Here is an 18,156-nt window from a genome sequence, read left to right as displayed (position 1 = left end):
AACGTCTCTGTCAATGGGCTCAACGCGCAGGACTGGATCGAGAGCCTATCGACTGAGAACAGTCTGCAACTCTCGCTAGAGGAGTTGTTGACCGCCAATCAGTTGCCCATCACAGACCAAGCTTACTGGATTGGAATCATCGCTGAAGATCGCTTTGGCAACCACAGTCCACAGGTCGTCATTGATTTTGACATGGATGAGACAGCGCCGCTGGCACCGTTACCACCCACCTTGGCTGGCAATCCAAACGCTGCCGACACCCTCACCCTTCGCACAGGCGACTTTCAAATCCAAGGACAGGTCGATCACGATGTCGCGATGCGTTTGTTTCAAAATGGACAACCGATTGCAGTCGCTGCTGGACCGACAAGCACCTTTCCCTTGCAACTGGATAGTTTAGGCGATGGTGACTATCAGTTTCAGATTCAAGCGATCGATCTGGCTGGCAATCACAGTCCATTGTCGCCACCACTGACGGTCTTGATTGACAGCACGGCCCCAGTCATTGAGTCAATTGACCTAAGCGCCGCAACCGACACGGGTGTTCGCCACGATCGCATGACGGAGACCGGCGAGATTGTCTTGCAGGGGCAGACCGAACCGGGAGCCCTCGTCGAAATCCTGGGATTGCCTGGAACCTGGGTTGCCGATCCAAACGGACACTTCGAACTCACCGGGATTCCGCTGAACTTTGGAATCAATCACGTCGAACTGTCGGTGCGTGATGCGTTCAACAACCAAAGCCACTCGACATTGGCCATCGTTCGCATGCGTCCCGAATCCGCTGCTCCTGAGTTGGCCGTCAGACTGGCAAATGATAACGGTCGATACACAGGCGATGGGCTAACAAATGATCTGGCCATCACGGGAAGTTGGCTTGACGAAAGCCCGTTGGCTCACTTGTACATCCGTGCCACCGTGAACGATGAACTTGGCGTCGTGTCTGAATTCGATGCAGTGGATTTGGTCACTGCACCGACCGTGGGCACAGAACTCGCCCAAGGCGTCATTCAGCTAACAACCAGTGAACTCGAAACGGTCCTCGGAGCACAACTGCCCGACGGGCATTATGAATTAGAGTTCCAAGCGATCGATGAATACGAGAATCGTTCGGCAACGTCGACCATTAGAGTGCAACTCGATCGCAGCGCGATTTCAGCGCAAACCGCTCCCGATTTGGTTCCCGCCAGCGATACCGGCATCCATGACAATGATGATTTAACAAAGTCATCGTCACTGACCTTTGCCATCCCGTTTCGTGAACCTGGACAAGTCGTGGTCTGGGTGAATGACATTGAACACGGTCGCTACCAAGTCTCGGGCAACGTCTCGGGAGACCAAACGAATCACGTCACGATTGATGGTTTGAACGAGGGCTCGCATCTCGTTCGCTATCACTGGATCGATGCCGCAGGAAATGTGGGACAGAAAAGCCCACCACTGTCGGTAACGATCGATGCCACGGCACCGTTGATTCCCGAGATAGATCTATCCCAAGTCAATGCAGACCGTGGCCGCCTGACGGGGCAAATCCCGCAGGGGCAATCGACGACGGGGCAACGGGCCATGCTGTTCGGTGGCGATGGGCGACAGATTCCACTCGACGAAACCCTTGCCAACGCAGACGGCCATTTTCAGTTTGACGACCTCCTGCTACGCGAGGGCTCCAATCCATTTCGCGTCACGGTCGTTGATGATGCTGGAAATCACGCCACGGTGAACACCGAACTGCATGTGTCTGTCCCCGATGTTAGCCCGCCAGACATTTCGATTGAATTAGCCGATGACACAGGTTTCGACTCCACCGACTTGATCACTCGCGACGCGACGGTTGTCGCCACGATCCTTGATGCAAGCCAGTTAGCCGCAGTCGAAATCCAGGTCAACGACGGCGTCTGGGTGCACGCGTTGGGGTTGCTTGTCGGCAACCAACTGCAATTTGATCCACGTCAGTTTGAAACGTCATCGCTACAGCCAATGGCTGATGGCGTGATCAGCGTTGCCGTTCGCGCAGTGGATCAAATCGGCAACCGTGCTCAGGCGGTGCCGTTCCAATTCACCCTTGATCAACTTGCACCATCTGTTCCAAGTTCACTGGAATTGAATGCCATCGATGACTCAGCATTGGTTGGCGACCTGATTACCAACCAACAAACCGTCATGCTACAGACGGGACTGAATCATGAAGCGTCCAGTCGGGTGAGTTTATTCGCTGATGGCCGACTGGTGGATTCGCAGGCGGCGGATTCGAGCATCGGATTCCTGGCCGATCTGACTCCGGGGTCTCAGCGATTCGTGGCACAGGCTGTTGATCTCGCCGGAAACACGAGCCCCTACACTGCCCCGTTATTCCTAACGCTCGATCAAACCATCAATCAGCCCATCCTGTCATTACCCCGCCAGCACCAACGACCTGACCTCGGCAGTCGCTGGCACACCGCGCGATCAACCGTGCAACTGCAAGCGACAGCGGACGCAGACGTCACGGTTGAAGTCTACCGCGATCAACAACTGCTTTCTTTCAACCGGGCCAATCAGCAAGGACATCTTGCCATCGGCGAAATTTCGTTGTTGCCAGGGCTGAACGCGTTACACGTGGTTGCCAGGGATGTTGCGGGCAATGAAATCCACTCGGACATTTCGATTCACTTCATCGATGAGACGGCCCCTGATCTGCGACTCTCGTTAAACCACGACAGTGGTCGCCATTCGAATGACGGCTTAACAAACGATCCGAGCTTGCGTCTGGAAGTCAACGACGACTCACCACTGGTTGCCGTACAGATTAGCCTCAATGGCTCCAGCGAACACTCTGTCTTTGCAGATCTAGAAGACGGAGTGATCAGCCTTGAAGAAACAGTGCTGGCCGACGCACTGGAAACTTCACCGGATACTGCCTTGGCCGACGGTCGCTACATCGTTCAGGCCACAGCGATTGATCTCTACGGGAATGAACGCATCAATGAACTGGTGTTTGACCTGGATCGCACGGCGCCATCGGTTGACTCGATTGCCGACCTTCTGTCCAGCGATGACTGGGGCGTCAGTGCAACGGACAATCTGACGGGCAGTGTTCGCCCAACGGTGCGACTGTTTGCTCAGCGTGGTGCACTGGTCACCTTTCATCTTGATGGCAACGCTGTCTCGGAGGTGTATTCGACGGGAGTGGCCCAGCAAACGTTGGGACCGCTGGCGGATGGAGTCCACTCAATCACAGCCACCATCGAAGACCCAGCTGGAAATCGTTCTCAGGAGACGCCCCCGCTCCTGCTGTCGATCGATTCGCGGGTTCCTGGCCAACAGGAACTTGAATTAGCAGAATCAGATCGCTCAGCCAGCAATCCGCACCACACGCCTTTGTCCGACGTGATGATTGACGTGACTGGCGAACCTGATCTGACACTCACGCTCTCGGGCACCGACGTGATGATTCAGACCGACGATCAGGGACGGGCGCGGATCCCTGTGACTCTCAATGCCGGCCAGAACCTGATTGAGGTAACGGCCGAAACCGCATCGGGCGTGACTCGTCGCGAACAGCTTTTGATCACGCATGGGCCGCTCCTGCCACCAACTTTCGAGCTTCAACAATCCGGTGGTGGAGCCTGGTTGGCACCTGCCGTTCAAGGCGTCGTCTTGTCAGATCGCGAACTCGTCATCGCGCAGGTGAGCGCGGATCCGGGCTTCAACGATCGTGTGTTTGACCTCCTGCCAAGTCTGCACAGCGGCCAGTTTGAACTCTCGTCGAATCAGGTCGAATCCATTCTGGGCGCGCCGGCCGCTGGCCAGCCACAAACGCTGTACTTTCAGGCGGCGGACATCGATGGTCGGCAAAGCCAAGTCATTGAACTGAACTGGGACACAGCCTCCCAGCATGCCGGTCAATTGCACTCTCAAGTTCAGGCCATTGGTCAACAGTCCCTGTACACCTTTGTTCTCTCCCCCGCCATCTCGGGACACGCGTCCATCGATCAGATCCAGCTTCCATTGCCAGCAGACCTGGATTTGGAATTCAGCGAGGTTCCAAGTTGGTGGTCAATTGAGCGACAAGCTGATTCGCTGTTGATCGAATCCTCGGATCATCGGCTTGGATTGGCCGACGGTCAGGTCCGCCGGTGGACCCTGCAAACGTCAGCGCCCCCGACAACAGGCGTTGCGGAGTTGATCATGGATGATGATCTCACGGAACAGCGCCGGACCGTTCTGTCTTCTCTCTGGTTGCCGGATCCCTTGTGGATGACGGATCCCCAGCATTCTGTGGCAAAGAATGACTTCGTTCGCCTGACGGCCAATCAGGCTTCAAGTTGGATTCAGACCGCCGGCGTGCTGGACAACGATTTGATCGATCGATCGGCTCCCGACGAATTTTCGCTGTTAGAAAGCACTGGCCAAACCACATGGGGAGCCAGTGTCGATGTCCAGAGCGACGGAACCTGGGTCTTGCACAGCCATGGTGTTTACGATCGCTTGGCGGCCGGGGAAAGCATTGTAGACTCGTTCACCTACACGCTGACAACGGCACCTGATCTACAGCACACAGCAACAGTGTTCTTGACCATCGCTGGTGTCAATGATGAACCCTTGGCCAACGACGACTGGGCCAACGACGACTGGGCCAACGACGACTGGGCCAACGACGACTGGGCCAACGACGACTGGGCCAACGACGACTGGGCCAACGACGACTGGGCTGCTGCCCCACAACGACTGGCAACCCGAGCGAATCAGTCCTTGGTGATCCCCGAATCATCACTGCTGAAAAACGACCAAGACATTGATCGAAACGATACCCTTGCCATTGAAGCGATTCAATGGCGGTCGATGCTAGGGGCGACCATCACCTTTGATGGCAGCCATTGGATCTATGATCCTTCAGACGTTACGGTGCTGCAGAACTTGCCAGCGGGCGAAACCCAAGTTGACGAGATTCGGTATCGCCTCTCGGATCGCGCCAGTGACCGCAGAACCGTCGAGCAACTGCCAGAGAGTGCCCGCGTTGCGGTTGCACAAATCATTGTCGGCTCCAGCCTGAATCAAGCCCCCATCCTGAACAACGTGACGCTGAGATATTGGCAATCCGGGCAACCCGTGGCGACAGAGGCTCCGAACCTCTTAGACGCTGCGGTTGATCCCGATGGATGGGCCGCCAACGCCGCGTTGACCGCCGAAGCAAGAACGGTTCAAACCGCGAGGGGTGCTGCGGTTCACGTTCAAGCAGATGGCACCCTAACCGTCGACGCAACTTCCAGTCCAGAAATTCGCTCGCTGAGCGATGGCCAGACCATGCAGGACAGTTTCCTGGCCAGAGTACACGACGGGCAAGACGATTCAACGGAAACCACGGTTCACGTGGTTTGGCAGGGCCAGAACGATGCTCCGCAGATCATTCACGATGCTTACCCTGCCATCCTGGCGACGGGTTCCTTGGTGATTGACTCGGCCCAGGGCGTGCTGGCGAACGATCTCGATTGGGATGGCGACACGTTGCGTGTCGATCCCAGTCGCACCGCGTTACAAACCGAACAAGGCGGCACCGTTGCGCTTCGTCCAGACGGAGGTTTTGACTACCAACCGGGCGCTGCGTTTCAACACCTCCGCGCCGGCCAACTGGCGACCGATCGCTTTGTCTACTGGGCCAGTGACCTGCACTCCAATGCGCGTTCAGCCACCGTCACACTGCAGGTGATCGGTGTCGATGATGCGCCCGTCGCAGGTGACGATGGCATCGAACGCGGGTACTGGGCCGTGGCTTCTCAAGTCCTGGAGATACCTGCTCAGCAAGGTCTACTGATCAATGACGTTGACCCAGATGACGGCCAGCAAGATTCAATGCAGGCGGTGTTTGATGGCGTCAGCCAATATGGCGCTCGGGTCACGGTTCATCCCGACGGAAGCTTTCGATACGACCCAACCAACAGCGAAACCATTGCCCAATTTCAAGCACAGGGAATCGATGTCATTGATCGATTTGTCTACTCGCTAGAAACCAGCCTGGCCTCAGCACCGGTTGGCATGCAAGCACCGTTTGACATACAAGCACCAGTTGACATACAAGCGCAGGCCGCATTGACTGACGGCTCCGCACCAGTCGAATCGGTAGGCAGCAATCAAGCGGACAGCAGTGGTGTTGTACAGATCGTCTTGCGAAGCAACCCCAGCGGATACGCGTTTGAGTTAGTGGCATCGGGATACGAGCAGATTGGCGCCGGAGTTTCGATCAATAACCATGGGAACATTGGATACCGTGTCACGCAGGCACAGCGTGACAACTTGTATGTCTGGTCAGAGGACAGTGGTTCGGTGGCGTTGGTTCCAGAGCGATTTGCGTTTGGGACATCAGAGGTCTCGCCACCGCCGCGCGATGACTACAGTGTTTCGCCAATGGCTCGTTTCAGTGACAAGGTCCAACTGAACGATGCCAATCAGTTGCTTGCCCAGCGGCACATGAACACCAAAGCCGTCACAGGCTTGTTTGCCATGGGCACTCCTGTTTTAGACGAGGTTGATCTTGCCCTTAGCTATGCGGAACTGTGGAACGCGGAGCCAGCCTTAACCAGTGAAGGACAGGAATCGTTTGTGGCCCCGTATCAAGTCGCGGTCGGCGATTCAGGGATGGCGGCGGCGGGCCTACGGTGGGGTGATCCCAAGTGGGCGGACATGATGGCATTGACCACAGCGGGAGTTCTGCCCGGTGCCGTTGGCGCTTCGTTGACGTTGTCTTGGACGATGGTCCCACGGATCTGGACCTACGATCCCGTTTGGGCAAGTGCCTTTTACACCCCCGTCGATCCCGTTTGGAACGCTCTGCTGGAACCGGGTGAATATGATCTCGATCGCATTCGAACCGCCGCGTTGGCAACATCGTTGATCCCCATTTTTGCCGATCGATTGTATGTCACTCCGTTCGATGTCATCCATCCAGAATCGATCTCCGTCAATAACCTTGGGCAAAGTGTCTTTGTTGCGCAAACCAATGACTCGGAAACCGACGCAGGCTTGCAGTTAGTTACCTTCAGCCAAGATCGACAGTTTCCTTTCGCCAGCTTTCCGATTGATCGTCCGGTCAGTCGTTTGCAGATCTCGGATTCAGGCTGGAGTGTCTTTGTCAGCGATGGACAAGCCTATCGAATGGACATCGACGGAAATGTCTTTGACCTTGGCATGTCACCGCTTCATGGTCAACTGGCCATTAGTGATCACGGGTACATTGCCACCGTCGCGGACGGGCCGCGCGGGGTCGGCGTGTACGCCATTGATCCCGAATCAGGCCACTGGACAAAGGTCGCAGGAGTTTCGAACGACCCCATTGTCGACGCCAACGAAGTCTCCATCGATGGGATTGGGATCGGCGCGATCAAAGACTTTCTGCCCGGCCCCTTGGGGATCAATGGCTTACAAGGAATCAGTCCGGCGCCGTCGCCAAGCGGTTCCACATCAAACGGTGAAGCTCCCTCAGAGCCGCATGAACAGGACTCGGACGAAGATCTGGAAACGGGACTTGCGGGAATCATCGGCAGTGATGCTGAAACACCAGACGGCACACCGTTTTTAACCATTACGTTCATGGCCGAGGATCAAGATGGCAACCAGGGACTGCATTCGACGCGTTTCTATTTTCCGTCCAACGACGATTCATCGGCCGACGGTGTGTTGCCAGAGAGCCATTACCTTGGACATTCCAAGATCGTTGATCTTGGAGAGATTCTGCCGGGGATTGGGGCGATTGACTCGATCGACAGCTTTGACGTGGTCAACAATAGCGGGCAAGTCGCGTTCGTCTCTTCGGATCGCATCATTCGGGGCACAGCACCGATTTACGCCACCGGCGACGTGATCTATTCCCTGGAGGGGCGTCCACTAAGCGAAAACCGCAGTGCCCAACGCGCCGGTTCTGCGGCGGTCGCCTCCTTTGTTGCCGGGAACCCAGATGCGTCTGCGTCACAGTTTGAAGCCAGAATTGATTTTGGCGACGGCAATGAAGCAATCGGACGCGTCATTCCAAAACGTGACAGCGCTGGCAATTCCATTCCGCTGACCTTCGAAGTTGTCACAGATCATCAGTATCAACGCGAAGGCCCGTATGCGATCACAGTCCAGATCACCGACAACAAGTATCGCACCGGTGGCGTGGCTGTCTCTCTGGCCAACGTGGTCAATGTTGCCAACGAAGAGGACATCGAACGATTACTGCTGGATGAACTCGATGGAACCCAGTCTCCACCCCTGGTGAAAAGCTATGCATCACCGCAGGCTCCCGCAGCGATCGGCGAACCTGACGCTAATCTCATCATTGACTTATCTGCACCGCGCCAAAGCGATGCTGTGGATCTACAATCCACGACCGCCCCAACCTCACTGGGCCTACGCACCGTGGCCGTCGTCGATCGGGCAAGTGGAACCTACGAAGTGCTGTCTCGTGGCACGGCAGCGTTCGCTTATTCGTTTGCACTTCAACAAGCTGGCAACGATGGAAGCGGCACTCCTGACCGGCGTGACGAAGCCGACGGCACATCGATCAATGTTCGCAAGGTGCTGGCGTTTGGCAGCCTAGACGCAGTCAATTTCTCTCCCGATCGCTTTACCGTGCAGGGCTATCAAACCGCGTTTGATGGACAGATTTCCATTGACTCGGCCATCAAGATCGACTCAGCAGGGCAACAAGCAACGATGCACAGCTCGCTGGCACGCTCGTTTATCGATGAAAAGAACGCGGGCACGGCAGGATTTGACTGGCAGCTCACCTCCAGTGACACACAGGTCTATCAGACGTCTGGAACCAATCTGTTTTCACCTCAATTAGAAGGCCAAATCGAATCACTAATCGCAGGGGCCAATCTCACTGACTTAGGAGACTTCTTTCGATCAGGACAACAAAGCACTGAGCAAACACTGCGTGAATGGAGCGATGATGGCGAACAGATTCATCGTGACTGGGCGATCAACAGCGTCAGTGAATCCTTTCTACAAGGCGGCAACGCGATCCATCGCTTCGAAGAACAACGCCATCTTCAGTCTGACCGTCATTCGTATGGAACGATCCAATCCACTGGAGACTACGAACTTACGATCGACACCGACAGCACATCCGAATTGGTCAATCGCATCGACGTTCACGGGCCAATGCAAACCGTTTCAAGCGGAATCGATACCGTTGATGACCAACTCCACAAAACCTTTGATGCCCAGTCTCAAACCTTCTTCGTGGAGCAATCCACCAGCAGTCAGTCCGATCAATCGAGCCATCGTGTTAACCAAGGCCAGCATTCACAGACCACGACATCGGCGTTCCAGCAAACCACTCGCACAGGCGGTACTCTGAATGACTCTGACGCGAGCTTCACCGACGGAGAATACTACTTCACCGTTGATGGGCAGTCGGATGTCATTGTTGAAACGCAAATCCTGCACGACGCTGACACCGAATTTGCGAAAGAATCGAAGGTCGACACCACGACGACATGGGATGAAAAACAAACCGGCGGTTTCTTTGCAGGCGATTCGCTAACCGTTCGCCAAACAGAGTTGCGACAAGTGGAATCAACGCAATCACAGATTGCTGGCCAGCAAGACAACGTGTCATCGATCGTCACCGGCCAACAAACCACCAGACACTCACGCGATCGAATGACAGGTGTCTTTGACATCATTGACACACAAACCAGCACTTCAGAGACGAACACGCAATCAGCCTATGGGCAAGGCCAATCAGAATCCACAACGTCCAGCCACGTGGAATCAACTCACCAATCTTCCGGGAACGATCGCACCGGAACGTTCGAGTTCCAACGCTACTCGCAAAGCACCATCGATGTTCAGCAGTTCGACATTGGCTCGATCTTCGTACTCGGCAGCCGGCAACAGAACGGTCGCACGATCACTTCCAAGCAAACCGAAGTCACTGGCCACGGTGACGTGCGACTTGGAGTCACGCATCGGCGAACGGCCGAATCTGGCCACGGCAAGACCTCGCAGCGTGTCGCTCAACAAGCGACAGTTGCCGACTCACTGACCACGTTTTCATTTGACTCCAGTGCTAACGCAATCCTGTACGCCCACTCGGGTGATCTGATTGAAACGGCGATGCGATCCGAGCAGTCCTCTACAGAACAAAACGAACAGCAGGGCAACACGGTCTCCACATCCCAGTCAACCGTGTCCGCCCTGACCTCTTCCAACACGGAAGCCAATCGATTCACCGGTGAATCAGTTCAGCAAGTCGATCTTGAAACAGAAACATCCATCGAACAGCAAACCAAATTGGCCGATCGCCAAACCCTGCTCTGGACGACCACCACTGCAACGCAACAGACCGAGCGCAGCGACAATCAGTTCACCGGCATCAGCCATTCCACCGAAAGCTCGTCTAGCCAACAAGTGACCACGCAAACCACTGAGAACCAATCACAAACTCAAACCATCCATACCATCACCGATTCAAGCAGCACCGGCAGCGCGTACAGCGACGCAGTCACCAAACATTCCTCACAACGATCGGAAACCATCCAGGACTCTCAGCAAATCAGCCTCTCCTACAGCGGTGGTTTGCCCAGCGATCCACAGCAACCATCGCCGGTTGACTTGACGCCTCTGCAGGACGTGATTGAAACCGCTTCGTTCGAAAGCTTGGTCATTGCCGACGGGCACATGTTGCCACAGGACCGACAACAAATCACGGGGACGCGAACTCGCACGACTCAAAATGATTTCCGCTATCGGGATCAGATCTCCGGCCGAGCCAGCAGCGAAACGCAACGCAACATGTCGTCTGAAACCATCGATCAAGTGCAACACTTCGACATGACGCTGACGTCATCAAGTGCCAGTCAAGCAACATCCAATGTGCAGCGTCAGGATGACCTAACCGACGGAAGCTTTTATGCGAGCACGGTGCGGTCGACAACCCTGAACACTGAAAGCCAGTCCAGCCAGCACCCTCAACAGCGGACCAGCGACCTGAAAATCGAATCCTACGAGCGAGAGGTTGAACGTGGAGATCGCCACACCGCGATCAGCGAGATCACGCTGACCGGTGAAGAAACCACCGCGGAGGCCACCCGAACGGTAAACCAAGGGCGTGTGATGGAAACAACCTCAAGCATGGAAATCGATCGCTTCACCGAAAGCGTCATCAATGCAGCCAGTGGGGACCAGCAAAGCACAACCGAAATCCGCCAGTTGGTTCAGACTGACACGGATTCCAGCAATCAAGGCATTGTCGCCGAAACGAACGTGCAACTTTCCGTGCAAACGGACCAAACGCGGACCGCCAACGCGTTCGATGGAAGCTATCACCAGCGCAGCACAACAACGTCAGACGAAGACAAATCCGAATCCCAGTGGCAGGGAACCCAAACAACTCACCTACAGCAGACGACTTCAGTGTCCGGCCGCACCAATACAACGGGAAATACGGCAACGGGTACGTTCTCTAGCGAAGAGACCGTCGAACAAACGATCGCGACCCAGTCAAACTCACAGCAGTTGACGCAAAACATCGAATCAAGCCAGCACGGCACGGTGCGCACAACGACCAACCGCAGCGGCAATGCGGTCACGGGCGACTTCGATGAACAATGGCAATCCGATGTGACAACGACTGTTGATCAAACCGCCGGCAATCTGCCCCGCACCTCCCATACCACCACTCAATCGAATGCGGACTCGACCGGCAACTCCTCTGGAAATCAAATCACCGGTCAATACAACCGATCCGAGTCCGAGCAATCAACCACCGTCATTGAAGAACATCTACAAAACGGCCCACTGTCTGTCAGCACAACGATCGACGTCAAAACCACGACGGAGACCGAACAGATTGGCAACTCCGTTTTAGGAACCGCTGAATCCGAACGGACTTCAACCGCACAATCCAACCAACAGGAACTCAGCCAAAATGGGTCACAGTTCATCGAGATGCAATTGTCTGTTGACACCACCAGCATCGAACGTCAACAAACAAATGCAGTGACAGGGCATCAAACTCGCCAGGAATCCGTCGCAACCAGCGTGAAACGCAACTCGGATTCGACCAACCAAACCGAGCAAACAGAAACCGAGTCGAGGGAACAAACGAACACCACCGTCCTTCAAACTGGCAACCAAATCACCGGAGACTATTCGCGGCAATCCTCGACTCAAACCGACACAGAACTAGACGAACAAACCTCCAATCAAGGCTACCTTCAACAGGTCTCGGCCACCGAATCACTGACCCTTGATGATCAGGAAACAGGCAATTCGCTCACAGGTGTGCGATCAGGGCAAGCCAACCGCCAAACAGAATCAACGATTGATTCCACCGTCACCCAGGAACCCTTGATCGTCATCGCTCAGGTGACGGAGTCGGTTGCACAGGACTCAACGTATTCCGGCAATGCAATTGAGGCAACCAATGTGGTCGAAACCACGACCTCTGGCCAGCGCACCCGCCAGGAAACACTCGAGAACAGCACGTCCTTGATCGATGTCGTTGAAGCAACCACTTATGAATCCACCGGCAACCGCAGCGACTGGCTGATCCCGGGTGACTATGAAGAATCCTCTTCCGGCCATCAACAAACGACGATCACGACCACGGAAAACAACAAAACCTTACGAAACGAATCAACTCTCGTTGAAACCCATCAGTACTCGAATTCCACGTCGGGGAATCTGATCAGCGGTGTCTTCTCAGGCAACAGCCATAGTGAAGTAAAACAAGCCAATCATGTCACCGAGACGAATGGCCCCCTCTCGGTAACCAGAGACGAACAATCGACTCGATCCATGGATGAAACGCGATCCGGAAACTCACTCACATCCCAGACTGATTCGAGCCTCCAAATCAACCGAACCTACGAATCCACAGAAACACAACTTAACCAAGGCCTGCAGGTTGTTGTGACTCGCCAGGGACAAGAGAACAACCTCCGGACCATCACTGAGAATGCTTTATCGGGACAGTTTAGCTCCAGCGAAGAATCCAATGTCAGTGAACAGCAGGATGAAAGCTCCAGCAATCGCGGGCTCCTGGCAACCAAATCCGCCACTCTCGAGCGCAACACCCATGCACTGAACTCGGGAAACCAAATCCAGGGAACAAATGAGAGCGAGTCCAGTTTCGATGAACTTCTGCAATCATCCAACCGGCAACAAATCCATCATGAAGTCGTGACGGAAACGGTGAGGCGAGAGACCAGCGGCCTTTCGGAAGGAAACTCGGACTGGATCGGGGGCGACTTCAGCCTCCAAACGGAAAGCGAGACGAACGAAATCATCCGCAGAGACTTAGTCAATCAAACCCTGGTCACTGGTCAAGACCTTCGCGTCACAACCATCACGTCGCTAACAAGCGACGGCAATCAATACACCGGAGAGTACAGCGACACGACCGAGAGCACACGCGACGAATCCTCCACCGGGTCCCTTCGCAACCAAGTCGAGCAGTCAACCTCGGCCTATCAAACGTCAACAACGACTGTCGTAAGCGAAGACGGCAACCGCATCGATGGACGCTACTCTCGCTCAACAAGCCAGATGGACCAATCCGATAGCGAACAAAGCAATGAATCCGGACCGGCGACGCGTTCCATCACCACACAAAGCATCGAAACCACAGCTTCCGAACTGGGTGACAGTGTCACGGGGGATTACAGCACGACATCGCAATCAAACGCCGTCAACACCTTCTCTGAAACCTTTGAACACCTGACTCTGACCGCAGATCACCGATCCAGCAGCACCACGGAATCATCGACAACCAGTCAAGGCAATCACTTCACCGGGGCAAACGCCTCGCTGACAAAGACCGAGACCGAATCCGCAGGAACGACCCAGGAAAACAACGCGGGCTTCTCCGTGGTGGACATCGCCAGCACCGATTCAATTCGCGATGAAGTTCAAGTCGAAGAGAATCGGATCACAGGAGACTTTGAGCAACAAACAACGCTGCAGCGCGATGGATCCGTCAGCGAAACCAGCTCCAATCAAACGTATCAGGTTCACCGAACCGCCAATAGCTCACAAGAGCAAACCAGCACTGCCAACGGCAATCGAATCACCGGCGTGCAAACCCTTGCCACCACGTCCACCTCGGCATTGACTCAAACCACTGAAACCGACAACCAGGGCGCGCAAACAACAGAAAAAACAACCTCCCAGTCAACTCTCCTGTCTGACTCCACGGGCAACGTCGTGACGGGAGTGTTCGCCAGGCAAAGCCAGCACAATCACGATGTTACACGAGAACGCAGCGAACAAAACCAAGGCCAAAGCATTGCCTCGGTCAGTCACACCACCGGCGAAACCACTCAGCAAGCCAGCGAAAACCAAATCACAGGCGAATACACCTCCAACGCCGAGACCAACGAAGAGACCTCTTCGACGGTGAAAACAACCAACCAAACCTTGTCCACCGATCTGACAAGCGATTTGGTGCACCGATCCAACACAACGACGCAGGGCAACGCTGTGCTGGGTGATTATGTGAATCAGATCGTTGTCACCAACGACACCGCCACTCATCAAGTGCAACAAAACCAAGACCAATGGGTCGAATCCAACAGCACCGAATCGGTGACTCACGAAGAAGTCGAATCGGGAAACACGCGTGAGGCAAACTTTGACTCGCAGTCAACGACCCTCTCGGAAAGCTTCTCCCATCAGACCAGCGAGAATCAAACCTTACTGATTGAAAGTGAATCCAACACCAAGGCAACGACCACTCAGCAGCATCAGGGCAACCACATCAGTGGCACGTACACCTTGGATCGCCATGCCATCGTGACAACGGACACCAACACGCTGTCCGAAAACCAAACTCAGGTGATCGAAGACTCGATGACGACCGACTCGAATTCTGTGGAAACGACGACCGGCAATCGCTTATCAGGACAGTTTGAGCGAAGCGAACGGACAGAGCTCTCTCAGGCTCGTGACGCCGAACTTCGCAACGGTGATTTTCAGCAACTCGACTCAAGCCAGCTGACGACTCAAAGTGTCGCAAGCGAAACAGGCAATCAATGGACAGGATCCTATGAGCGGAATGTGAATGAATCACAGGAAGGAACCGCAAGTCACCTTTCAACCTGGCCGCATCATTCGACGAACAACCAATTAGAAGAATCAGCCACCAGCGAACAACTGATCACTGGCAATCGAATCACGACCGACGCTTCCATCACTGAAACGTTGACTCAAACCACCAACCATCGACAGGAGGGCTGGTACCAGAATGGCACGGACACGGTCTCCATTGACAGCTCCTTAACCGCTCAATCCATCACAACACGGAATGAATTAAAAGGCAACCTAAGCAGCGAAACCGAAAGCCGCTCAAGCAGCCGTCGGATCGAACGGGGAAATCGTCCTGAAAGCTATGAAACCATCATTGATTCGGACGAAGTGACCACCACTTCGCGCCAAGCCAATTTGGTCACTGGCGTTAGTGAAGACAGCTTGCACCAGGAATCGGCAGCAACCGTTTCTCGGCAATTACTGACCGACGCAGGCGACAACCTGGACTGGCTGCAAACAAGCACCACCGTGATCGATGATCTGTCTGTCTCGAATCAATGGACGGGCAGCTTTCAAAGCGAACGTGAGCAGGCGTTCGAAAGTGAGGTGACTCAATCCATTCGAAGCAACGACGATCGCTCCGACTATGTCGCGCAACAGACACAGAAAAGCACGGCAACGCTTATCAATGAAGGCAACGTGATCACGGGGATTTTCCGCACAACAGGCGACCTGATCAGCGACCAGTCGTTACACCAACGGGGCACTCACAATCATGGTGACCTGGATTACCAAAGCATGCAAGCGACCACAGAAAGCTTGCTCACCTCCGGAAACTCGATCATTGGGATCGCAAACTCAACCGACGACGTCACCGAATCGTACTCATTTGAACAGTCGGTTGATCGAGGTGATGCATTGACCGCGACGCTATCAGGCCAGGGCCTCAAAGAGTTCCAACGAAACAGCCAATCAGACCATATTCTGGGACAGGAAGCCTCCACCGAAACCGGTACCGATGTCTACACGCTGACTCAATCGGGAACCCATCCAAGTGGCCTTTACGACGTCACCTTATCCGGCGACGAGAGCTACTCGTTCAGTCAGCAAAGTGATCAACGCACCGGTCACGTAACTCGCCGCTGGTCCAGCGCAGGATCGCAGTCGGGTTCGAGAAACGTGGCCGGCGATCAGCAAAGCATCGACGTAGAGATCGATCATGTGATCGCTCAAGAAGTGGATTTTGTTCATGGAGTCGACCAAGTCGATGTCCAGGGCCAGGATCGCTATGCTGAGTTGCTAGACTTTTTTGACAGCAGTGACAACCAAGCGGGCCTGCCAGGCCAATTAGCGAGCGCTGCGGTGGGAAATCCCATTTGGTTGGACACCGATCTGGGAGCACATTCCGCGAAAGTCAGCCAAGGCATCCCCGCGGTGCACCCCACAACCATCGCCACCGTTTTTGCCAACACCAAAGAATCTCTGGCCGCAGCAGGCTTTCGAGGCGAGCCAGCGATGGTGCTGCCTGCTGTGCTCAGTGGAACCCAGGCCAGTGGCGCCGCAGAACTCGCTGGCAGCGCGGACCAAGCACAGGCACTGGCAAGACAGTACTGTTTCCCAGCGGGCACGGAAGTGCTCATGCATGATGGCCAAGCAAAGCGAATTGAGACCATCAAGGTGAACGACCGAGTCAAGTGCATGGACTTGCCACGGAAAACCCTGTGCTGCCAGGCCGTGTCAGAACTCTATCACAAAGGTCGACAACCATTGATGGCAATCAGTGCAGGCGAAAGCCAACTCTGGTTAACGCCTCGCCACCAAGTTTTTATTCAACAGGCCGATGGCTCAGGCCGATTCCAAGACGCCTGTCAATTGAAAGCCGGCGATCAGCTGTTAACCTCCACGGGCGAACTGCTATCCATCCAGACGCCGGGCAACGATCTTAGCCGTCACCAGGAAGTTTACAACTTTTGTGTCCCCGCGTTTCACAACTACTTTGTTCGCTTGCCAGGCACCGACCAGTTTGTGCTCGTTCACAATGATTCCTTTGGCACGTTGACTTACGGCATGGGAATCGATCCCGTCCTGAGCGCTGCATTCGAGAACGACCAAACCGAGGTCAGCACGGAAGCCTTGCAGGACATGCTCGCGCCGCTGATTGACGCCTTCGTCGCAGTTGGCGAAGCGGTTGATTCGGTCGCCGGATCGATTGCCGATGGACTGGTCTGGGCGGGCAACCAAGCGATCATTCAAGCGGGGATGGCAACCAACGCCATCGGGCTCACCAGCGTCGGGCAATGGATCGTCTCCTCAGGCCAGCAAGGGCTGCACCATGGCACGCTCTTTGGCATCGAATCCCAGACGATTGCCACCGCGATCGAAGCGGTGGGCATTGCCACGGTCGCATTCGCCATGGCACCCGCCGCCGGATGGTACGCCGCCGCTGGCATGGCCGCTGGTGTGATTGATGCCCACATCCAGGGAGAACTCATGGGATCGGGAATCGGTTTCTGGTCGGTGGGCCTAAGCGCTGTGTATGGTTTTTCAGTTCCATCGGGAGCGCTGGCCGGGCTGGCTGCAGGACTGCTGGGTTACTCCACAGCGGCCGCCATGGATGATGCAACCAATCGATACATGATTGGCTCGCTGGCAGGCGGGATTGCCGGATCAGGTGGCGCGGCCTTGATGCGACGAATTGTCCAGGGACCATCTGGCGCTGCTCGATACGCCCTGAAAGCGGCCCTGTTCGATGCAACTGGCGCCGGATTGGGTTACGGATACGCTAAATTGGCTGGCTACGATGATCGGACAGCGGTTCAGTACGCCTATTACGGCCAGATGGCCGCGGGGATCACCGGCGCCTTATCCGTGAAGTGCTTTGTCCCTGAAACGCTGGTCCACTTGCCCCTTGATCAATCAGTCAGCCACGTCATTGAGGGACATGCACCCCGCTTAGGGCGTGATTGGCCGCAGTCGCCCTCATCTTTGCTGGTCACAACGCTATTAATCGCCACGACGGTGATGCTGGTCAGTGACGAGCTGAGCGAGCGCAGGCAGCGACGGCAATTCGCTGCCGCGAAATTGCACCAAACACTGATTGATCAGTCACTCCTAGAAGAGGAGCATCTGTGGCTCGACGCTGCAGATCTGCTGTGGGGCTAA

1 protein-coding gene (cut by a window edge) is annotated in these 18,156 nt (G+C 55.1%); it reads left to right on the top strand.

Going from position 1 to position 18,156, the window contains the following annotated elements; all coding sequences use genetic code 11:
• Positions 1-18,156, top strand: the 3' portion of a protein-coding gene (locus SV7mr_RS01990) for a tandem-95 repeat protein (protein ID WP_145268735.1). The gene continues 19,158 nt to the left of window position 1, outside the view; 18,156 of the gene's 37,314 nt are visible here — the last part of the coding sequence; the start codon falls outside the window, past its left edge; the stop codon is at positions 18,154-18,156.

It is taken from the genome of Stieleria bergensis (assembly GCA_007745635.1).
GTDB classification, from domain to species: Bacteria; Planctomycetota; Planctomycetia; order Pirellulales; family Pirellulaceae; genus Stieleria; species Stieleria bergensis.
Note: the sequence above shows the minus strand (reverse complement) of the source record. Positions and strands in the feature narration are given on the sequence as shown.